The following is a 20,991-nucleotide window of genomic DNA, read 5'->3' as shown; positions in this document are numbered from 1 at the left end:
GTTATTAACTTGCTGTAGAGGTTTTAGACTTGTCTAGAAAGCCAAAGTATTTTGACCGACGTTTTAGTTTGAGTTTGTTACACCCAAAGTATTGGTTAACTTGGGTAGCGATTATTGTTTTAGTTATTTTTGGCCTGATGCCTGCTTGGCTTCGAGATCCGATTGCTCGCGTGCTGGCGAAGCTAGTGATGAAAATAGCGAGCAAGCCTATTAACGTGGCGCGAGCGAATTTAACGACGTGTTTCCCTGAAAAGTCGGCTAACGAGATTGAGGCGTTAGTTAAAGATAACGTTGAAAACTTTGTAATGATTTTACTGGCACAATCGGAGTTAATGCTCAAGTCGCGCGCGCATATGAGACGCCGAGTACAACTACATGGGTTCGAGAATGTAGAGAAAGCTCGAGCCGCAGGCCAGCCGGTTATATTTATCATGCCGCATGTGTGGGGTATCGAATACGCAGGCTTAAGGCTTAACCTCGACTTGCCGATGGTCTCAATGGCTAAAGCGCATAAGAATGACTTATTTAACTGGTTTAATAACCGTATGAGAAGTTCCCAGGGCGGCAATATTTATATGCGTGAGGCAGGGATTAGGGCTTTGCTTTCTGAGCTTAAACAAAATAACAGCTTCTTTTATCTTCCTGATGAAGATTTAGGCCGCGACAAGAGCGTGTTTGCCCCGTTTTTAGGTACAACTAAAGCGACACTGCCTGTAGTTGGCCGTTTGGCACAAGCAGGTAATGCGCAAGTGATGCCAGTAAAGATTGGTTATGATCAAGTTAAGCGTCATTTCGAGCTAACGGTTATGCCTGCAATTGTTCCAGAGACTATGCAAGGTAAAGAAAACGAAGCCATTGCATTAAATAAAGCGGTCGAGCAAGTCATTTTAGCTTACCCAGAACAATACATGTGGTTCTTAAAGGTACTAAAAACTCGCCCTGAGGGTGAAGCATCGATTTACAAGTGATGCTAAAGTGAGGTCGTTCTAGTCTAGCTCCAGCGAGAACAGTACCGTTTGCACGCGGTGATTAGTACTAAAAAGCCGCAATATTTATTGCGGCTTTTCTATTCGACTTTTAAGACATTACATCTAGTAAGTAAGGGAGCCGTTTAAACAATCAGCTGATACTCATCACGTAAGATATCGATGATCTCTTGCTTAGGATTGTCACTGATATGCAGTTTCTTACCAATCACTTTCTCGGCAATACCGACATAAGTATTTGAGATTTCCATCATGACTGATTCAGGGAGTTTGTTATCTGTTGCAAGGGCTAAGCGCTCTTCCATGCGATTTTTGTTCAACAAGATATCTGGATCAGGGAAGTGGTTAAGCAGCCATTGTCTGAAGCCTTCTTTAGATTGCTCGATGATTTTACCATCACGATGAGATGAGCCATCCCAAATACGTGAGCTATCTGGTGTACCGACTTCATCCATGTAGATAAGCTTTTCATTGCCAGCGGCGTCGTTGACATAACCAAATTCAAATTTGGTATCGACAAAGATTTGGTCATGTTCAGCTAAAGCATCGCTAATCACGTCAAAACCTTCTCTAAGCAGCTTCTCATAAAGATCGATATCAGCAAGCTTACTAAAGTTAAAGCCTTGTACGTGGCGTTCAATGTCGCTGCGCGATACGTTTACGTCATCAGCTTCTGGTACGCCTTCAAGACCGGTTAACACACCTTTAGTAGAAGGAGTGATCAGTAGTTCTGGTAACTTTTGATCTTTTTCTAAACCTTCAGGAATAGTGATCCCACAGAATTCACGCTCACCTTTAGTGTATGAACGCCACATCGAACCAGTAATATACTGACGGGCAATCGCTTCAATCATCACTGGACGCGCCTTTTGCACAATCCATACTAATGGGTGAGGGATATCTAGGATATGGCTATCAGCTAGGCCTTTATCTTTGAAAAGTTTAAACCAATGGTTTGAAATCGCGTTAAGGGCAGTTCCTTTACCTGGAACACCATTCAAGCCATTTTCACCTTGCCATACGCAATCAAATGCCGAGATACGGTCACTGATGACCATAATAGCAAGTGGGGCATCGGCAGGCACATCGTAACCTTTATCTTTAATTAATCGAGCACTATCTTCCTCGGTTAACCAGTAAACACTGCGTACTTTTCCTGAGTGAACAGCTTGATTAGTACGAATTGGTAGGTTGTCATTTACGACTAAAACTTTATCTGCAAGATTCATAGGGCACACTTTTATTATTGAGAAGCTTAATTTTAGTGGCGCAGATTGTAGCAGAAGATAGGTATTGCAACACCCTTGTAATAACAGTTTTATTCTTTGTAAAAACAGTGTTTCCTATTATGTAAAATCAGTCCGCATCGGCTGGCAAAATCAAAATAATACTCTGGATTTAACTATTGATACCGACGAATAATCTTCTCAAGTTGACCGGTTGCTTTCATGATAATAATTTGGTCATCAATCCAGTCGATTAACTCCGAGCTGACAGCATCACCATAAGACAGATGGATATATAGCGAAGGCGTGATCGCCGATATATCGGTAAATAGATAGTCATCTTTTTCAATATTATGCTGTTTAATGGCGTAACTTATTCGGCTTTCCATTTCTATAAATACATCACCACGTCGACTCATTAAAGCGTGTAGTGCACTTTGATGGCTTTTGAAATCAATCTTATTGATCTGACTGTTTTCGATATAAGCATCTAATCCTGGGTAATCGAAACCTCTTAATAGAATGATTGTTTTGCCAAACAGATCTTCTATTTTACTGTAACTGCGTAGATCATCGCTGCGCTGTACAAGCTGATGATTAACCTTAAATAGAGGCTGTGCAGATAGACGCTTATTTTGACTCCAGTGCTTTCCTTTAGCACGCCATAATGGTGACCCATAGCTTATCCAGTTTGGGTAAGTTCGTTGCTTAATTTCGTGTACGTAGCGTTTAAAAGGCATCACTTGTGTGCTAATCGATAGTGGTTTTTTTGCGGCTAATAACGTGATGACATCACTGATTATCCCTGATTGAGACTTATGAGTAGAGGTATTGATTTGGAACGGTGCCGCTTGATTAGCGATAACTAAATAGGTTAATTCATCAGCCCAAACTGAGAATGATAAAAAAGAGCCAAGCAGTAGGATGGAGCAATATTTAATTAGCATCTGCATATTGGCCAAATTTAAAAGACTATTAACACGTTTTCAACTCTATTTAAACGCACTGTTCTTGTCAATGTGTTTGTTTTAAAGCGCTTTAATTGCTCTGGCTGGTATAGTGTTCTAGTTATGCGAGACTATAACTAATTCTAGTTTTAGTCTGGGCAGGACTCGCATCTCGTCCGTAGCGTGGTCAGCCTTGATGTAAATGGTGTGATTACAGCGGGTGGCGCAAAGACCATGTTATTAAGCTAAGTGAGATAGACAGTAGGTAATATAAAGAGGCTCGCAGCCATTAATCTGCGACCCTCTCAGGGTTAGCGATAACTCGAAGTGTGAGGCGCTATTTTGATTTGTTGTGACGCTTCATCAAATTAAGGTTGATGTCTTGCATGCTCAAGTCTTGATCTTCAAGCAGAACTAATAAGTGATAAATAAGATCTGACGCTTCATCAATCAGCTCTGGCTTATCATTTGTTGCAGCTGCTAATGCAGTTTCTAAACCTTCCTCACCGACTTTTTGCGCGATACGTTTAGTGCCGCGTTCAAATAGGTGCGCTGTGTAGCTTGAATCAGGGTCTTGGCCTTTACGCGATGCAATTAAGCCTGACAAGTTTTCGATAAAGCTATGGGCGCTGCCGTCCTTCCAGCAACTCTCGGTACCTTTGTGGCAGGTCGGCCCATTGGGAATAACCTGTACCAGTAAACTGTCATTGTCGCAGTCTTTATCAATTGCAACTAAATCGAGAGTATTGCCAGAGGTTTCACCTTTAGTCCAAAGACGCTGTTTGCTTCGACTAAAGAAGGTCACTTTACCTGTCGACAAGGTTTGGTCTAACGCCGCTTTGTCCATGTACCCAAGCATGAGTACTTTAGCGGTTAAGTGATTTTGCACTATGGCTGGGATCAGCCCATCAGTTTTGTCCCAATCTAATTGGTTTATTAAATCACTATCTGACAGGTTTTGGTTAAGATTCGTCATGTTACATCCTTAATTTGAATCAACATCTTGCTTCTAGATGCGTACGGCAATTTGGTTGCTATTGAGGTAGCGCTTTAGTGCTTGTATATCTATGATGCCTTTATGAAATACACTGGCTGCTAATGCAGCATCTACATTGGCTAATTGGAACACGTCTTTAAAATGTTCCACGGTGCCAGCGCCTCCAGAGGCGATGAGGGGAACATCACAGATTGCGCGGATCATTGAAAGTTGCTTGATATCGTAACCTTGTCTAACACCATCTTGATTCATCACGTTAAGCACGATTTCGCCGCAGCCTTGCTTTTGCACTTCTTCAACCCAATCTTGAGTAAACCATTGTGTGTCTTTTGTTGCCGCTTCATCACCGGTAAATTGTTTGACTTTGTAGCTGTCGCTAGCCTCGTCATAATAGGAATCTATTCCTATGACTATGCATTGGCGTCCAAATTCATCTTGTAATCTGCCAATGAGACTCGGGTCTGTTAATGCTGGTGAGTTTATTGAAATTTTATCAGCGCCAAAAGCCAGTTTTTCACGTGCTTGTGCAATACTTTTAATCCCGCCTGCCACGCAAAATGGAATATCAATCCTCTCAGCGACTCGGCTCACCCAAGATTTATCGATGACTCTGTCGTGAGCGCTGGCTGTGATGTCATAGAAGACTAATTCATCGGCACCTTCTTCTGCGTAGCGCTGGGCGAGTGGTACGATATCGCCAACAATTTCATGATTTCTAAATTGAACCCCTTTAACCACTTTGCCCTCTTTTACATCAAGGCAGGGGACTATGCGTTTGGCCAGCATGCAATAGCCTCCGCTACAGTAAATTGGTTAATGAGTAACGCCTTACCGATAATAATGCCATTAGCGCCACTGTCTTTTACCGTGTTAACATCGGCTAGGGTCGCGATGCCGCCAGATGCTTGCCACTGGATCTCTGGATAACTTAAGGCGATTTCACGGTAAAGGGCGGTATTAGCACCTTGCAGTGTGCCATCACGGCTAATGTCAGTCACGAGTGCATGCTTAAGGCCAACAGCTTTAAACTCTTCAACCAGCGACTCCAAGCTCTTACCACCGCCACTTTGCCATCCCGATACGGCCACTATTTTTTCGCCTTGCTCATTGATATTGACATCGAGTGCGAGGCAAATGGCTTCATTACCATATTTTTCAAACCAGCTTTTCACAAGCTCAGGCTCTTTTACGGCCAATGAACCGATAACCACACGGCTTACACCAATTTCCAGTAGTTCATTTAACTGGGCTTCAGTGCGAATACCACCGCCAACCTGGATCGGAGTGTCTAGATGATTAACTAATTCTGAAATTAATGCCGTTTGACGTTTAGTTGGCTCTTTTGCTCCGGTTAAATCGACGATATGCAGCAGATTGGCCCCTTGGGCCTGATAAGACTTAAGCTGATCGAGTGGACTTAAATTAAAAGTGGTTTGCTGAGCGTAATCACCTTGGTAGAGGCGCACGACTTGGCCGTCGATAAGATCAATTGCTGGAATAATCATTACAGTGCCTCTAGTTTTTTACTTAACTTATTAGTGAGTTTATTAGCAAGCTTATTAGTCTGCTCTTTGGTACTTTGGCAAAATGTGTCTTTGTTCATCGTCAGAAAATTTGCCAACATTATTGCGCCTACGTCAGCACTTTTTTCCGGGTGAAATTGCAGCCCAATAAAGTTATCTTTTGCAATTGCAGCGCTAAAGCGCTCACCATGTTCCGCCGTCGCAATGGTGTAGTCGCTAACGGGGGCGCGGTAGCTATGAACAAAGTACACGTAGCTACCAGCAGTAATCCCATCAAAAATAGGGTGATTTGAAGGGATAATTTGATTCCAGCCCATATGAGGCAATGGTAAGCCTTTGCTATCGAGAAGCGCTATATCCGTTGGAATGATGTCGAGGCATTGGCAGTCATCATTTTGTGTACCGCGCTCTTTCGAGACTCGGGTCAACATCTGCATACCTAAACACACGCCGAGTACTGGCTGAGTGAGTGATGAAATAACCTCTATTAAGCCTTTGTTATTGAGTGCTCTCATTGCAGCGCTAGCAGTGCCGACACCAGGTAAAACTATTCGTTCAGCCGACTTAATTAGCTCAATGTCATCTGTAACATACAGACGCTCTCGCTCTTCATCTGTCAATAACCGCTCGAACGCATAGCGTACTGAGCTTAAATTAGCGCAGCCAGTATCGATAATGACGGTATTACCTATGATCCCGTTTTGGTTATCTTGATTTAGTTGACTCATAACACACCTTTACTCGAGGGCAGAACATCTCCTTCAACTGCCACGGCTTGTCTAAGCGTGCGGCCTAGCACTTTGAACAAACTCTCTACCTTGTGGTGGTCGTTGTCCCCTTTGGTGCTGATGTGTAATGTACAGCGCAGACCATCGGCAAATGAACGGAAAAAGTGCGGGACCATCTCGGTCGACATCTGTCCTACAAGCTCACGATCAAACTCACCGCTGTATTTGATAAATGGGCGCCCTGACAGATCTAACAGACACTCTGCACAGGCTTCATCCATGGGAATTGCTTGCTCAAAAGCGTTGCCAAAGCGGGCTATGCCACGCTTATCTCCAAGGGCTTGACGTAGGGCATCACCAATGGCTAATGCAGTATCTTCAACACTGTGGTGATCGTCGATCTCTAAGTCGCCATCAACCTTTATATCCATTTTAAAGTTGCCGTGAGTAGAAATTTGCTCAAGCATGTGGTCGAAAAAGCCAATACCAGTAGCGATCTCCCCCTTGGCATTTGAGTCTAAATCCACGGTTACGCGAATATCGGTTTCTTTGGTGGTACGAGTCACGCTTGCGGTGCGGTTTTTATTAAGCAACTTGTCGGCAATGGCGTTCCAATTCAGGTTTTCAGGGTGATATTGCAAGCCTAATATCCCCATCGAGTCGGCAAGGCCTAAATCAGTTTCACGATCGCCTATAACTGCTGACTGGGTAAAATCAATCTTTCCTGAGGTAAGGTAGTCTTTGACTAAGCCCAGTTTCGGTTTGCGACAGCTGCAGTTCTCATCATTAAAGTGAGGACAAATCAATACGTCATCAAACAGTACGCCTTGGCTACTTAAGATCTGCATCATCATATTTTGCGGCGCGTCAAAATCATCTTTGGGGAATGATGGCGTGCCAAGGCCATCTTGATTACTGACCATGACTAATCGGTAACCCGCATTTTGAAGTTTCAGCAAAGCAGGGATAACATTAGGCTCAAATACTAACTTGGCTAAGCTATCGACTTGTTTATCTGTAACAGGCTCTTCGATGAGAGTGCCATCACGGTCGATAAATAAAATTTTCTGCTTCATAACGGTTATACCTTTTAGGTTCTCTTAATTCAGCATCTCTAAATAAACCAAATTAAGTTGTTTTATTGTTTTTAATGTCAGTAAGTCAATACTTTACTGACTTTGAAATAATAGGATTAAATAGTCGGTTTGCGCTTGGTTGGTAAAACTAAAGCGAATGGCCTTACTAAGACGTGGATCGCTATAGTTTCTGGCAATCACACCGGCATTTATCAACTTTTGTTGAACAGCGGCTTTATCATTAAACTCCGCAAGTACGTAGTTACCGTGGGCTTTAATAACGTTAGCGCCATAGTTTTTTAATGCCTCTGCTAATCTTAAGCCTTGTTGTTTCATCTCTGCGACTTGCTTACTCATTGCCTCAAGTCCATTAGCGTTAAGCGCCTTAATTGCAAGCTCGCTAACAGGAAGGGGGACCGGATAAGGGGCTATCACTCGCATACAAATCTCGATAATATTTGGATTTGCAAGCAAGAAACCACAGCGCGCGCCAGCTAATGCAAAGGCTTTTGACAAGGTCCGTAGCACCACAAGATTTTCAAAGCTCGCCACTAAATCGGCCACACTGTATTCTGGGCTAAATTCAATATAGGCTTCATCAACAACCACAATGGCATCTTTGCAGTTTTCAATAACTTCAATGATTTTACTTTTTGGTATGATGCTGCCCGTTGGATTGTTGGGATTACAAATAAACACCAGTTTTGCGCCGTTGACTTGAGATTGATAGTCACTCGGTAGCTGAAAATCATCGGTTAACGACAAAGCCTTAACGCCAATATTGAAGGTTTTAGCACTGATAGCGTACATGCCATAAGTCGGCCCAAAAGTTGCGATACTGTCTAGGCCTGGAATACAAAAGGCACGGATCAGCAGCTCAATGGCTTCGTCGGCGCCGCGGCTACTAATAATACTGTCGCGGGTCACGCCGCTATATTCACTGTAAGCGCTAATTAATGCTGGTGGCTGGCACTCAGGGTAACGGTTAATACCTTCAAGCTGACTATTATTAAAAGGTGACTCGTTGGCATTAATCCAGATATCCCCTTGACCGCCAATACGCCTAGCTGACTGATAAATTTGTAGCTCCAATAGCTCTGGTCGAGCGAGGCGCTCGGCTAAATTTAGCTTGCTTGACGTTATCATAGGGCCTCCGTAACTGAGCTATTGCTAGCTAACGCTTCATTACCTGCGTTAGCATCAAGGCTGTCCATTCGAACTGCAATCGCATTTTTGTGCGCATCTAGCTGCTCTGCTGCAGCTAACACCATTACGCTATTGCTTAATGCTCTAAGTCCTGTTGCTGATAACTCTTGCACAGTAAATCGACGGCTAAAATCTGCAAGTGATAGGCTAGATACCGTTTTGCTGTAGCCATATGTTGGCAAAACGTGATTGGTGCCACTGGCATAATCACCAACCGACTCTGGGGTATAAGCGCCTAGAAAAACGGAACCCGCTGAGCGGATATCAGCTAACACCTGTCGTGGCAGCTTAGTTTGAATGATTAAGTGTTCAGGCCCATATTGATTAGACACAGTTGCAGCCATTGTCATATCGCTAACCATGATTGTGCGGCTGCTTTTAAGCGCTTCGTTAGCAATCTCAGCGCGGGGGAGGCTTGCGAGTTGCCGTGCGAGTGCTTGGTTAACTTTTTCTGCAAGTAAGTTAGAATCGGTGACTAACATGACCTGCGAATCTGCGCCGTGTTCAGCTTGTGACAGTAGATCGGCGGCAACAAATTCTGGGTTAGCCTCAGCATCAGCAATAATTAGCACTTCTGATGGGCCTGCTGGCATATCGATGCTTATTGTGCAGCGGTTGTCTTGACTCACAGCGCGCTTAGCTTCGGTGACAAAGCGATTACCCGGGCCAAATATTTTATCGACTTGAGGTACAGATCCGGTACCAAAAGCTAAGGCTGCGATAGCTTGTGCGCCGCCCACTTGGTAAATCTCTTCGATGCCACACTCATTGGCCGCATAAATGATGGCATCATTTATAGGTGGTGGGCTAACCAATACACGTTTGTTGCAACCTGCTATTTTAGCGGGCAAGGCTAACATGAGTACGGTTGAAATAAGTGGGGCAGTGCCACCTGGTATATACAGGCCGACACGCTCAATCGGCTCAGAGCGAAGCTCACAGCGGATCCCCGCTTGGGTTTCAATATCTATGTTAGGTTGGATCTGCGCTATGTGAAAGGTCTCAATATTGGCTTTTGCTTGGGCAATAGCTTGCTTAATTTCATTCGAAACCCTGGCACAACTGTGTTCAATTTCAGCGGCCGACAACTTCAAGTTATCAATACTTACGCCATCAAATCTTTGATTAAATTCAAATAACGCCTTATCACCACGAGTGATGACTGTATTAATGATATCTGCCACACTCTGCTCAAGACTGTTATCACCAATGAGTGGTGAGCGTTCAAGTGCATTGGTTTGCGCTTGAGAGTCGAGAGATTGCCAATTGAGAGTCTGCATCAGTTTACCCCATCATTTTTTCAATAGGCATAACCAGAATTGAACTTGCGCCCAGCTGCGTTAATTGTTCCATAGTGTCCCAGAATAAATCTTCGGTGCTCACTGCGTGGATAGCGACGCGGTTAGTATCGTCATTGAGTGGTAATACCGTTGGGTTTTCTGCGCCTGGAAGTAGTGCAACAATTTGCTCTAACGTTTCTGTTGGTGCGTGTAGCAGAATATACTTGCTTTCTTTTGCTCTAACTACGCCGTTAATGCGCGAAAGAATTTTGTTGATAAGCGCTTGCTTGTCATCAGGTTGTGATTGGGTTGACTGAATAATACACGCCATAGAGCGGTAGATAACTTCTGTTTCATACAAACCATTTGCTTCTAGTGTTGCACCTGTTGATACCAAATCACAAATGCCATCAGATAAGCCTGCACGCGGGGCAACTTCTACTGAGCCTTTAAGCATGCAATCACGGTAATTAATGCCTTTTTCCTGCATGTAGCGGCGTAGTAAATTTGGGTAAGAGGTCGCGATTCTAAGCCCTTCTAATGAGCTTGCATCTTGGTAACTAAATTCAGTTGGCACGGCTAGTGATAGGCGGCAAGCACCAAAATCTAGCTCACGTAACTTGATGCACTCGGCGGGTTTTCCAAGGCTTTGGCGTTCGATCTGTTCTTCTTCTAGAACGTTCTCACCAATAATACCTAAGTCAACAACACCGTCCATCACAAGGCCTGGAATATCGTCATCACGTACACGTAATAGATCGATTGGCATATTGTCTGAGTGGGCGATTAGGCGTTGTTCGTTGACATTAAATTTAACGCCACAGCTTTTAAGTAACTTCTGCGATTCTTTTGATAAACGACCTGATTTCTGAATGGCGATACGTAATCTTGTTGACTCTGACATGGGGTACTTCCTATTAGTTAATTTAAAAATTCTTATAAAACAATCTATTAAGATAAAACCAAAAAACCCTTGAAATTCCTTCCAAGGGTTTTTGATATTTTTAAATCAACCGCCGGAAGGAAATAGTCCTTCGGCAGTGAGCTTCCGAAGGCTACCGCATATGGTGATGATGATGCATAGTGTTCAAAAGCTGTGTCATATTTGTTTCTCTCAATTGCTATCTGTGAGCCAAGTGGCTAAAAAATGAGTTAAGGTTGCGTGTTCTGTAACCTTGGTATTTAAAGTAATCAGATTTAGAAATGATTGCAACCTCTTATTCGAGCAGATGAGTAAACTTCATCTAAATGTCATTATTTTGCTAACTCAATTATTTTTTGAGCTCCTTACTAGTCGTTTGTTCTTTATTTAGGACAATTGGCGAGGGTAGGGAAGATGACTTGTCTTGGTCAATGTTTGCTAATTTGCTGTGACTCATCAAACAAAAGCTAATCTTGGATATTGATTTAAGATAAACTGCAAATCTGTTTATTATCCCAAGTCACCTGATGATGCATACAGGCCTTGTATCTTGAAATCAATTTGGTTTCGGTACCTAAAATACATTTATTAAAGGTTTAATCAATCTTGAGCAGTAAATTATCACAACAAGTTAAGGCCGCATTTTCAAATGATGGCGTTTTAGCTCGGTCAATTAAAGGCTTTAACTGTCGTGATGTTCAGATAACTATGGCTGAAGCTGTGACAGAGGCTATCACTAGTTGCAATAACTTGGTGGTGGAAGCTGGAACGGGTGTGGGTAAAACCTTTGCTTATCTTATTCCAGCATTATTAAGTGGCAAACAGATTATAGTCAGCACTGGTAGTAAGAATTTACAAGAGCAGTTATTTTATAAAGATCTGCCAGCATTATTGGGGATGCTAGCGTTAACGCCTAAAGTGGCCTTGCTAAAAGGGCGTAATAACTATCTGTGCCAACATCTTATGGAAAAAGAGCTGTCGGGTGCTAGCTCGATGGACACACAAGTATTAGATGATTTGCTGCGCATAAACCAGTGGGCAGGACGAACCACTGATGGTGATATTGGTGGTTTAACGTCTGTTTCAGAGAGTTCTCTTGCTTTGCCTCTCATTACTAGTGCGAAAGAAACTTGCATTGGTCAGCGCTGTGATCATTATGAAGACTGCTTCACTCGAAAAGCCCGTAATAGAGCCATGGATGCGCGCATTATTGTGGTTAACCATCACCTTTTTTTAGCCGATAGAATTCTAAAGGAAACCGGCTTTGCCGAGTTATTGCCAGATTCAGATGTGGTGATTTTTGACGAAGCGCATCTATTACCAGATATCGCAGTGACCTACTTTGGTCAGCAGTGCTCAACGCGGCAATTGTCAGAGGTGTTTGATAAGCTGATAGAAATCTATCGTCTTGAGCTTCGAGATGCTAAACAAATAGAGTTACTCAGTGCTCGCTGCGCAGCATTGCTAAATGAGTGGCAGCAAGACTTGTTTCAAATTGGTGATACTGATTGGCGTAGAATGCTCGCCAATAAAGAACTATCTGTTGTTTCATGGGGGCTGCTTAAAGAGATTAGAGCACTGCAAAGTGTGTTAATCCGCCATGTTGGTCGCAGTGATAATCTAGATGATGAAATACAAAAACTTGAGGTTTTAGCCAATAAGCTCGATCTGTTTTTCTTATGTGAGAATAATCAGGCTGCTTACAGTATCGACTATGGCCATCGTTATTTAGTCCTGCGGATCGCACCCATAGACGTGGCAAAAGAGTGCCGCAAGCTATTTGAGTCTAACCTTGCGTGGATCTTTACTTCGGCGACATTACAAATTAATCGCAACTTGAGCCTATTCACTCGACAGTTAGGCTTAGATAAATGCCAAGAGATGCTGTTAGATAGCCCATTTGATTATCGAAATAACGCGCTTTTTTGTGTACCAAGACATCTAGTGAGCGTTAATAATCATCAAGCCATGCTTAGTCAGTTTGTCGATGTGTGCGTTAAAGCTATAAATGCCGCTAAAGGTCGCACCTTTATTTTATTTACTAGCCATAGAATGTTAAATGCGGTGGCTCCTGTGCTGCAGCGCCGAGTTAGTTATCCACTATTGGTGCAAGGGCAAGCTAATAAACAAAGTCTGTTAAAAAAGTATCGCCAACTTGGAAATGCGGTATTGCTCGGGACGGGGGCCTTTTGGGAAGGGGTCGATGTTCGAGGTCGTTTACTGAGTTGCGTTATCATCGACAAGTTGCCTTTTGTTTCGCCCGATGACAATTTATTTCGCGCGCGCAGTCAAAGCATTGAACGTGAGGGCAAAGACGCATTTAGTGAGATCTCATTGCCACAAGCCGTAATCAGCTTAAATCAGGGCGTAGGGCGCCTTATCCGCGATGAAAAAGATAAAGGTGTGCTTATTTTATGCGACAACCGCATCGTCAATAAGCCATATGGTCAGGCATTTTTAAATTCACTGCCGCCAATGTCACGAACCCGTGATTTAGACAAGGCAACAGATTTCTTAGCAAAGATTAAGTAGCGCAAATTAAGTGATTAATAAAATAATAAAATAAATGCTGATGAGCAAGATTAGAGCTAATAAACAGCGGCGGCGGTAGAGTAGGCCTTCATCATTCAGTAAGCTTGGAAATAGTATGAAATTTAAAGGATTAAATAGCGTTTTATAGCTAATAATGGCCACGCCAGGGTTGCGACCTCGATATAGCATTTTGGAAAAATAATACAGAAAGCGAAAAAGTAATATTGGAAAACTGACATAGATGAGTAACGTGAGTGTGAGCTCTAGGGTCATTTCAAATTCAGATAACGTCAGCATAAGGCCTTTTTGCCAAGCGTCCTGCAAACTATTTGAAAACCATATTAATATGAATACGGTCATTAACATTGAGAAAAAGACAAACAGCAGCGAGTAGCGAAATAATCGAAACCAATCAATTGTGATCTGTCGCATTTGTTCTCCTCAAGCCTACTCTGTTATCACCGACGTTAAGCGGCTCAATAGCTTCAATTGGATTGAGTACATTCCTTTACCCTCCCATTAAATTTAGAACAGTTTGTTTAGCTTGTAGTTGTTTTATGCCACTTTATTACAATCGCAGTGGCAAATGGCGAGTCTGTTTTTACATAAAACTTAGGCTGTAGCTATCAAACGTGAAGGAGAATAACTAAGTATTGTAGCGCCCAGAAATGCTGAGGCGGCTTATGGGGGGAATAACTCAAAGTATTTTATCTATAAGTCTTAATGACACTCGATGAGTTAGGGTATAATCATTGAATTAACATCACCTAAGGTACCACCGCTGCATGGTTAGCGATGCCCTTAACGTCTTAGGTGTGCCTTTGAGGTTTAACGTTTGTATAGATGTTGTAGACGTTAACTGATTTAATTTGTGTAAATAATAAGTTTGGTAAAGTAATTGATGACAGATAAATCTAATGCAACGACGCAGTTGAGCATTTTGGCACTTGATACCTGTACTGAGTCGTGTTCAGCCGCCGTTAGCCATCAAGGTGCAATATATAGCGAGCAAGCCGACGCGCCGCGTGAGCATAGTCAACGTTTATTGCCTATGGTGAAGTCGGTATTGTCTGAAGCAAATTTGGCACTGCAAAAAGTCGACGTAATTGCCTATGGCAGAGGTCCGGGCAGTTTTACTGGCATTCGTATTTGTACCAGCATTACCCAAGGTTTGGCCCTTGGCCAAGAGTTGCCTGTTATTGGTATCTCTACATTAGCGGCTATGGCTCAATCAGCAATCGAAGAGGGCGCAAGCCAAGTGCTTGCGGCAATTGATGCTCGTATGGGCGAAGTGTACTGGGGCCAATATATCGCCGTCGACGGGTTAGCAACTTTAGTGAATAATGAAGTGGTTAGCAGCCCTGAGGGGATAGTACTAAGCTTAGATGTGACTCAGCCTATTACGGCTTGTGGCACTGGTTTTGATGCTTATCCACAAATCCTCGAACAAGCTACAAAGATGACGATTTGTGAAAAGGCAAAGTTTCCTGAAGCAAAATACATGTTAGCGCTAGCTCAAGATGGGGTTAATAAAGGCTTGAGCACTACAGTAGATGAATTAGCACCGGTTTACCTACGTGATACCGTAACATGGCAAAAACTACCGGGTAGAGAATAGCCTCCAAGCTAGCCTGCGACTATTAGCGCTCACAGGCTAAGCGAGTAAAGTTAAGGAAGATGTGATGCAGATTAATTCGAGTCAGCTTGCGGCAACTAAGCTTGAGGTCAACAAGTCTGTTGTAGCCAGTCAAGCTAATGCTGTTACGAGCGATGGTGTCGACGCGTCACTTTCTATTAAAACCTTACCGTCGTTAGCAGTTAATGATTATCAAGACGATGCCGTTGCACTGCAATCTAGATTGGGCGCTCATGTTGAATATGAAAACCATACTGGCGGGCAGCGCGGCGCAGTTGCCGAGTATTTAGTTAATCAGCATGCTGCTAAGCGAGAAGAGATCCAGCAAATGGTAGGTATAGATACCTATGCATAGTCCTGAATCTCGCCGCACACTCTCACCATCTGGCGCCCCTGGGCGAACCCGCTTCCTATTCGAACTTTTCATTGCCTTTTTAGTGACTCGGCTTCCTTTTGTGAGCGTGCCATTTAAATGGTTAGAAAGTTACTTTCATGAACTCTCACACGGGCTAGCGACTATCGTCTCTGGCGGTATAGTTAGTCATATTCAGCTGTTTCCGAATGGCGCGGGTCTGTGTTTTAGTCAAGGTGGATGGCCAATTTTAATTGGTTTTGCAGGCTATTTTGGCGCGGCGCTTTGGGGGTATCTCATGTTTATGTTTGCCACTTGGCCAAAAGGGATTAGGGCAAGTTTTGCCATACTTGGTGGGGTTGTTGTGCTGACCATTATACTGTGGGCCCGAGATCTTTTGACCATCGCTATTTTAGCAAGTCTCGCGGTGTTATTTTTATTGCCATTGAAGTTAACGCAAAATCGATTTCTAGCAAGCGGACTGCGGATTATGGCGTTGATGATTATCTTAAACGCGCTGGCAAGCCCTATGGTGTTGCTAGGTCTTGAAGGGCAGGGCGATGCCAATATGCTTGCTAGTGAGAGTTGGTTGCCCGCTTGGTTTTGGGTGTTTACTTGGCTAGCGACCAGTGCGTTGATGCTCTATTTGTGTTGGCGTAGAGTCGATGCCGCTGCGGTACGTCAAGCGAAGTAAAAAACACAAAATGTAAATCTCTGTTTATATAGGTTGGTTTTTTGTTAACTGACTGATAGGTTGATGCTTGTTATCCTAAGGAGAATTACAATGAAAAAGAAAATCTTAGCGGCAGGTGTGTTACTTGTAAGCGCTTGTAGCGTATCGTTACTAAGCACGGCGGCTCATGCCCATGAAGATAAAGTGCTAGGTTCGGCGGTTAATAGTGATTTTAGACAAGCTAAAAATACTGCCCGCGACGAGTATCGCCACCCAGAACAAACCCTTTCTTTTTTTGATATTCAACCTTCCGATACCATCATTGAGCTATGGCCTGGTGGTGGCTGGTATGCCGAAATCCTCGCGCCGTATCTAGCCCATGATGGACATTATATCGCCGCTAACTTTGATACTAATCCAGCCGATGAGAAGGCGCGTAATGGTTACCGCCCTAAAGTGGGTCAGAAGTTTGAAAAGTGGCTTGCAGATAATCAAGCTAAACTTGGCAACGCCAGCACCGTGACTTTTGATCCCCCGACTTATTACGTTATGGGCGCTGATAATAGTGCCGATGTGGTGCTGACGTTTAGAAATTTGCATAACTGGGCCATGAAAGGCTATCTAGAACCTGTTTTTGAATCAGCTTATAAGGTGCTAAAGCCTGGTGGTACATTTGGTATTGTTGAGCATAGAGCCAATCCGGGTATGGATGCTAAAACAGGCTATATGGAACAAGCTGAAATGATTACGTTGGCAGAAAAAGCGGGCTTCACTTTTGTCGCAAGCTCTGAAGTCAATGCCAATGCAAAGGACACAAAAGATTATCCTAAGGGCGTGTGGACGTTACCGCCTAGATTAGCCCTTGATGATCAAGATAAAGAAAAGTATCTCGCTATTGGTGAAAGCGATAGAATGACGCTGAAATTTACCAAAAAGTAAGAGTCTAAATGCACTTAGCCTGTGATCCAGATAATGAATTAACCCTGGTGCTGCCCCATATAACGCTAGCTGGGCGATTGTGGGGAGCGCCAGGTAAGCCGGTTATTTTAGCGTTACATGGCTGGTTAGATAATGCCAATAGCTTTGAGCCATTGAGCCATTATTTAACTGATTATCAACTCTTAGCGATTGATTGGCCTGGCCATGGTGGCTCAGGACATCGTCCTGGCAGCTACCCACTACATTGGATAGATTACCTTTATGATTTAGATGCCGTTCTTGACGCCTTACCCTGTGAGCTGCAGCCGCATGCTATTTTGGGGCACTCACTTGGCGGGATCATAGCGTCAGCATATGCTGCTAGCTTTCCAGATAAAGTGGCTAATTTAGTACTAGTTGAAGCGCTAGCGCCGCTTTATGAAAAAGAGTCTAAATCAAAAAGTCGCTTACAAAATAGCTTTTCAGATCATAGGCGTTACCTAGCCGCTAAGGCAAAGCCTGTTAGTATTTATCGCGATCTATCGGTTGCAGTCAATGCACGGCACAAATTAACAGCATTAGCACTACAATGGTGCGAATTATTGACCCAGCGCAATATGCAAAACCTAGATTCTGGGGTATGCTGGCGCAGTGATCCTCGCTTAAAATTAGCTTCCCCTTTAAGAATGACTTTTTCGCAAGTCGATGCCTTAATGCAAGCCCATAAAGTCAATACGCTATTTATTTCTGGTAACCGAGGTTTCTCTCAGTTACGAGAGGCGATCCCAATGGCGAGTCGCTGGTTTGAACAATTACAAACCGTAGAGCTCGAAGGTGATCATCATCTTCACATGGGCAGCGCTGAAAAGGTGTCAGGTGTAATTACTGCTTTCTTAAATAGAGAATTAAAAAGAGACTAGGTTTTTTGTTTCATTTATGTGATGATAATCAAAATTTAAACGCTTGTATGATTTATCGGCGTTTCCAATAAATACAAAGAATAGACAGTGTTTTAGCTTACTTATTGGTAAGTTGCTAACGACCCTTGCGGGTTTGTTTTTACCGCAGGCGGAGATATTAGGAGATTTTTGTGGACCAACTTTGGATTAATAATCTACCAGATGACGTGCCTTCTGAAATTGATGTAGAACAATATGCATCGCTTGTCGATTTGTTCGAAACTTCAGTGGCAAAATATGCGGATCAGCCTGCGTTTGTGAATATGGGCGCCACTCTGACTTACCGTAAACTGGAAGAGCGCAGCCGTGCCTTTGCGGCCTATCTCCAAAATGAGCTAAAGCTGAATAAAGGCGACCGTGTCGCGATTATGATGCCGAACCTTTTACAGTATCCCATCGCATTGTTTGGTATTTTACGTGCGGGTATGGTGGTCGTAAACGTCAACCCATTGTATACCCCGCGTGAGCTCAAGCACCAGCTAACCGATTCAGGCGCAAAAGCAATTGTTGTGGTGTCTAACTTTGCTCACACTCTTGAAAAAGTGGTGGCAGACACCCCAGTTGAAAGCGTCATTCTAACGGGTTTAGGTGATTTGCTCAGTGCTCCTAAGCGCACAGTGGTTAACTTTGTTGTTAAATACATCAAGAAAATGGTGCCTAAGTATCATTTGCCACATGCTATTTCTATGCGTAAGGCTTTATCAAAAGGCCGACGGTTGCAGTACGTTAAACCAACGGTAAAAAATGACGACTTAGCCTTTTTGCAATATACCGGTGGCACGACAGGTGTTTCTAAAGGCGCGATGCTCAGCCATGGCAACGTTGTGAGTAACCTATTGCAAGCGGATGCCGCGTACGGGCCTATGCTCAATAACGGTAAAGAATTCGTGGTGACGGCATTGCCGCTGTACCATATCTTTGCGTTAACCGTTAACTGTTTGTTATTTATCCATAAAGGGGCTAATAACTTACTTATCACCAATCCAAGAGATCTACCGGCGTTTATTGGTGAACTTGAGAAACATCCGTTCACGGTATTGACCGGGGTTAATACGCTGTTTAATGCGTTAGTTAACAATGATGACTTTACTAAACTTAATTTTAAAGAGCTTAAGCTATCAATCGGTGGCGGCATGGCGGTGCAGCGCGCTGTGGCTGACAAGTGGCAGGGATTAACCAAAACCCGCTTGCTTGAAGGTTATGGCTTAACTGAAGCGGCGCCATTGGTAACATGTTGTCCTTATAACTTGGATGGTTACAATGGCTCTATTGGTTTCCCGGTTGCCAATACCGATATCCAAGTGCGTGACGATGACGGTAATGTATTACCGCAAGGCGGTACGGGCGAGTTATTTGCTAAAGGTCCACAGGTGATGGTGGGGTACTGGCAGCGACCTGAAGAAACGGATCAGGTTATCGATAAAGATGGCTATTTAGCAACGGGTGACATTGGCTATATGGACGATAAAGGCTACTTCTTTATCGTCGATCGTAAAAAAGATATGATCTTAGTATCAGGCTTTAACGTGTTCCCGAACGAAGTCGAAGAAGTGGTAGCTTTGCATCCGAAAGTCATCGAAGTTGCGGCTGTTGGCGTACCCCATGAAGTTTCTGGTGAGTTGGTAAAGGTATTTGTTGTCACAAATGATAAATCTTTGACCAAAGAGGATGTAATAAAGCATTGTCGTGTGCATTTGACGGGCTATAAAATCCCTAAGCTGGTAGAATTTAGAGATGAACTGCCTAAAACCAACGTAGGTAAAATCTTACGTAGGGAATTGAGAGATGAGGCTAAGCAAGCTTAACCTCATTAGTCATTAAGTGGTGATAGCCACTTTTGATTAAACCAAAGCCGGCGATTAGCCGGCTTTTGCATATTTATGGAGTAGACAACTTTGTTAGCGTTTCAATATATTGAAGATGATGCCAGTTTAGCGGCCCTTGTTGAACAATACCAAGAAGCCGAATTATTGGTGCTAGACACTGAATTTGTTCGTACTCGTACCTATTATGCAAGGCTAGGACTGATCCAAGCTTATGACGGTAAGACGCTTGCATTGATTGATCCACTCGCTGTAAGCAATCTTGACTTGTTTTGGCAACTGTTAAACAAAGAAAGTAGCGTCAAACTGCTGCATTCTTGCAGTGAAGACTTAGAAGTTTTTGCGCGTTATGGACAATGTCAGCCAACAAATTTATTTGATAGCCAAATCGCAGCGGGTCTAGCGGGAATGGGGCACGGCTTAGGTTATGCAAAGCTTGTTGAACAAACCCTAGAAGTTAGTTTAGATAAAGGTGAATCACGTACCGATTGGATAAAGCGACCACTCACTGAAGCGCAGCTTAATTATGCGGCTAATGACGTGTATTACCTTTATAAGCTTTACCCGCAATTAGTGGCAAAGCTCGAAGAGCAAGGCAGGCTCGATTGGGTGTATGAAGAGGGCTTGCGTATGACTCAGGGGCGTCTAGATATGGCAGATCCTGATACGGCCTATCTCAAAATTAAAAATGCGTTTCAGCTAACGGCTAATCAACTTGCTGTATTACGAGACTTAGCTAAATGGCGTCTTAAGCGAGCCTTGCAAAAAGATTTAGCGCTAGGCTTTGTTGTTAAGGACCATGCATTAATTGCTCTGGCAAAGAAACAGCCTAAGACCAGTAATGATCTTTATAATCTGACTGAGATGACGGAGCAAGAAAAGCGTATTCATGGCAAAGAGATCGTTAAAATCATTGATAATGTGAACTTTGATAATCCACCTAAGCCATTGGACGTTATCGCACTTAAGACAGGCTATAAAATCGCGTTTAAGAGCATTAAAAACTGCATCACAGAACAAGCTGAAGCGAATAATATTCCAATTGAACTACTGGGCTCTAAAAAGTTTATTCACGAATATTTGGAGTGGATCTGGGCTGGCAAGGTGGGCAGTAAACCGCTGATTTTGACTGGTTGGCGAGAAGCTATTGTGGCTGAGGCATTAGCTACGCTCAAATTGTAGTTGCTCCAGCTTGCAATAAAAAATG

General features: G+C 43.3%; 19 protein-coding genes. 9 read left to right on the top strand and 10 right to left on the bottom strand.

What is annotated here, in order from left to right:
- Positions 1-29: 29 nt before the first annotated feature.
- On the top strand, positions 30-968 hold the full coding sequence (lpxM, locus tag ACVBIL_RS02940) for a lauroyl-Kdo(2)-lipid IV(A) myristoyltransferase (protein ID WP_447165501.1): 939 nt from the start codon (positions 30-32) through the stop codon (positions 966-968).
- 143 nt (positions 969-1,111) lie between these two features.
- Here the strand turns inward: lpxM and ACVBIL_RS02935 are convergent, their stop codons facing one another.
- From ACVBIL_RS02935 to hisG, 10 genes are all read right to left on the bottom strand, one after another.
- Positions 1,112-2,215 carry a phosphoribosylaminoimidazolesuccinocarboxamide synthase gene (locus ACVBIL_RS02935; RefSeq protein ID WP_447165500.1) on the bottom strand — a complete coding sequence of 368 codons (1,104 nt, stop codon included), beginning with the start codon at positions 2,213-2,215 and terminating at the stop codon, positions 1,112-1,114.
- Between the two features lie 173 nt (positions 2,216-2,388).
- Positions 2,389-3,159: a substrate-binding periplasmic protein gene (locus ACVBIL_RS02930; protein WP_447165499.1), complete on the bottom strand. Its 771-nt coding sequence runs from the start codon at positions 3,157-3,159 to the stop codon at positions 2,389-2,391.
- 337 nt (positions 3,160-3,496) lie between these two features.
- Positions 3,497-4,135, bottom strand: coding sequence for a bifunctional phosphoribosyl-AMP cyclohydrolase/phosphoribosyl-ATP diphosphatase HisIE (gene hisIE, locus ACVBIL_RS02925; protein WP_447165498.1), 639 nt, complete (start codon positions 4,133-4,135; stop codon positions 3,497-3,499).
- Between the two features lie 33 nt (positions 4,136-4,168).
- Positions 4,169-4,942 carry an imidazole glycerol phosphate synthase subunit HisF gene (gene hisF, locus ACVBIL_RS02920; protein ID WP_447165497.1) on the bottom strand — a complete coding sequence of 258 codons (774 nt, stop codon included), beginning with the start codon at positions 4,940-4,942 and terminating at the stop codon, positions 4,169-4,171.
- Complete coding sequence (hisA, locus tag ACVBIL_RS02915; RefSeq protein WP_447165496.1) at positions 4,924-5,661, bottom strand: 1-(5-phosphoribosyl)-5-[(5-phosphoribosylamino)methylideneamino]imidazole-4-carboxamide isomerase; 738 nt, start codon at positions 5,659-5,661, stop codon at positions 4,924-4,926. Before hisA ends, hisF begins: the two co-directional genes overlap by 19 nt.
- Positions 5,661-6,407, bottom strand: coding sequence for an imidazole glycerol phosphate synthase subunit HisH (gene hisH / locus ACVBIL_RS02910; RefSeq protein ID WP_447165495.1), 747 nt, complete (start codon positions 6,405-6,407; stop codon positions 5,661-5,663). Before hisH ends, hisA begins: the two co-directional genes overlap by 1 nt.
- Positions 6,404-7,483, bottom strand: coding sequence for a bifunctional histidinol-phosphatase/imidazoleglycerol-phosphate dehydratase HisB (gene hisB, locus ACVBIL_RS02905; RefSeq protein WP_447165494.1), 1,080 nt, complete (start codon positions 7,481-7,483; stop codon positions 6,404-6,406). The genes hisH and hisB overlap by 4 nt, the downstream gene beginning before the upstream one ends.
- Before the next feature lie 93 nt (positions 7,484-7,576).
- Positions 7,577-8,629 (bottom strand): histidinol-phosphate transaminase, encoded by a 1,053-nt coding sequence (gene hisC, locus ACVBIL_RS02900; protein ID WP_447165493.1) that lies wholly within the window; start codon positions 8,627-8,629, stop codon positions 7,577-7,579.
- On the bottom strand, positions 8,626-9,969 hold the full coding sequence (gene hisD / locus ACVBIL_RS02895) for a histidinol dehydrogenase (protein ID WP_447165492.1): 1,344 nt from the start codon (positions 9,967-9,969) through the stop codon (positions 8,626-8,628). Before hisD ends, hisC begins: the two co-directional genes overlap by 4 nt.
- A 4-nt stretch (positions 9,970-9,973) precedes the next feature.
- Complete coding sequence (gene hisG / locus ACVBIL_RS02890) at positions 9,974-10,873, bottom strand: ATP phosphoribosyltransferase (RefSeq protein ID WP_447165491.1); 900 nt, start codon at positions 10,871-10,873, stop codon at positions 9,974-9,976.
- A gap of 624 nt (positions 10,874-11,497) precedes the next feature.
- Between hisG and ACVBIL_RS02885 the strand changes: the two genes are divergently transcribed.
- From ACVBIL_RS02885 to rnd, 8 genes are all read left to right on the top strand, one after another.
- On the top strand, positions 11,498-13,423 hold the full coding sequence (locus ACVBIL_RS02885; RefSeq protein WP_447165490.1) for an ATP-dependent DNA helicase: 1,926 nt from the start codon (positions 11,498-11,500) through the stop codon (positions 13,421-13,423).
- A 901-nt stretch (positions 13,424-14,324) separates the two neighbouring features.
- Positions 14,325-15,041 (top strand): tRNA (adenosine(37)-N6)-threonylcarbamoyltransferase complex dimerization subunit type 1 TsaB, encoded by a 717-nt coding sequence (gene tsaB, locus ACVBIL_RS02880; RefSeq protein WP_447165489.1) that lies wholly within the window; start codon positions 14,325-14,327, stop codon positions 15,039-15,041.
- Positions 15,042-15,105: 64 nt separating this feature from the next.
- Entirely contained in the window at positions 15,106-15,414 is a 309-nt protein-coding gene (locus ACVBIL_RS02875) for a hypothetical protein (RefSeq protein WP_447165488.1), read from the top strand.
- A complete protein-coding gene (locus ACVBIL_RS02870) occupies positions 15,407-16,105 on the top strand; it encodes a M50 family metallopeptidase (protein ID WP_447165487.1) in 699 nt (232 codons plus the stop codon). The genes ACVBIL_RS02875 and ACVBIL_RS02870 overlap by 8 nt, the downstream gene beginning before the upstream one ends.
- Before the next feature lie 90 nt (positions 16,106-16,195).
- On the top strand, positions 16,196-17,023 hold the full coding sequence (locus ACVBIL_RS02865; protein ID WP_447165486.1) for a class I SAM-dependent methyltransferase: 828 nt from the start codon (positions 16,196-16,198) through the stop codon (positions 17,021-17,023).
- Between the two features lie 8 nt (positions 17,024-17,031).
- Positions 17,032-17,922 carry an alpha/beta fold hydrolase gene (locus ACVBIL_RS02860; RefSeq protein WP_447165485.1) on the top strand — a complete coding sequence of 297 codons (891 nt, stop codon included), beginning with the start codon at positions 17,032-17,034 and terminating at the stop codon, positions 17,920-17,922.
- Positions 17,923-18,092: 170 nt separating this feature from the next.
- A complete protein-coding gene (gene fadD, locus ACVBIL_RS02855; protein ID WP_447165484.1) occupies positions 18,093-19,766 on the top strand; it encodes a long-chain-fatty-acid--CoA ligase FadD in 1,674 nt (557 codons plus the stop codon).
- A gap of 90 nt (positions 19,767-19,856) precedes the next feature.
- Complete coding sequence (gene rnd / locus ACVBIL_RS02850) at positions 19,857-20,966, top strand: ribonuclease D (protein WP_447165483.1); 1,110 nt, start codon at positions 19,857-19,859, stop codon at positions 20,964-20,966.
- The last annotated feature ends 25 nt before the right edge of the window (positions 20,967-20,991 follow it).

This window comes from Shewanella sp. 125m-7, assembly GCF_052977045.1.
This window is presented reverse-complemented; position numbering and strand designations above follow the sequence as displayed.

Bases quoted from the DNA above. Each gene is read 5' to 3' on its own strand.
- ACVBIL_RS02875 (WP_447165488.1), top strand. From the start codon at position 15,106: ATGCAGATTAATTCGAGTCAGCTTGCGGCAACTAAGCTTGAGGTCAAC.
- hisB (WP_447165494.1), bottom strand. From the start codon at position 7,483: ATGAAGCAGAAAATTTTATTTATCGACCGTGATGGCACTCTCATCGAA.
- ACVBIL_RS02930 (WP_447165499.1), bottom strand. From the start codon at position 3,159: ATGCTAATTAAATATTGCTCCATCCTACTGCTTGGCTCTTTTTTATCA.
- ACVBIL_RS02870 (WP_447165487.1), top strand. From the start codon at position 15,407: ATGCATAGTCCTGAATCTCGCCGCACACTCTCACCATCTGGCGCCCCT.
- hisH (WP_447165495.1), bottom strand. From the start codon at position 6,407: ATGAGTCAACTAAATCAAGATAACCAAAACGGGATCATAGGTAATACC.
- hisIE (WP_447165498.1), bottom strand. From the start codon at position 4,135: ATGACGAATCTTAACCAAAACCTGTCAGATAGTGATTTAATAAACCAA.
- hisD (WP_447165492.1), bottom strand. From the start codon at position 9,969: ATGCAGACTCTCAATTGGCAATCTCTCGACTCTCAAGCGCAAACCAAT.
- hisG (WP_447165491.1), bottom strand. From the start codon at position 10,873: ATGTCAGAGTCAACAAGATTACGTATCGCCATTCAGAAATCAGGTCGT.
- ACVBIL_RS02865 (WP_447165486.1), top strand. From the start codon at position 16,196: ATGAAAAAGAAAATCTTAGCGGCAGGTGTGTTACTTGTAAGCGCTTGT.
- tsaB (WP_447165489.1), top strand. From the start codon at position 14,325: ATGACAGATAAATCTAATGCAACGACGCAGTTGAGCATTTTGGCACTT.
- hisC (WP_447165493.1), bottom strand. From the start codon at position 8,629: ATGATAACGTCAAGCAAGCTAAATTTAGCCGAGCGCCTCGCTCGACCA.
- ACVBIL_RS02860 (WP_447165485.1), top strand. From the start codon at position 17,032: ATGCACTTAGCCTGTGATCCAGATAATGAATTAACCCTGGTGCTGCCC.
- hisF (WP_447165497.1), bottom strand. From the start codon at position 4,942: ATGCTGGCCAAACGCATAGTCCCCTGCCTTGATGTAAAAGAGGGCAAA.
- ACVBIL_RS02935 (WP_447165500.1), bottom strand. From the start codon at position 2,215: ATGAATCTTGCAGATAAAGTTTTAGTCGTAAATGACAACCTACCAATT.
- hisA (WP_447165496.1), bottom strand. From the start codon at position 5,661: ATGATTATTCCAGCAATTGATCTTATCGACGGCCAAGTCGTGCGCCTC.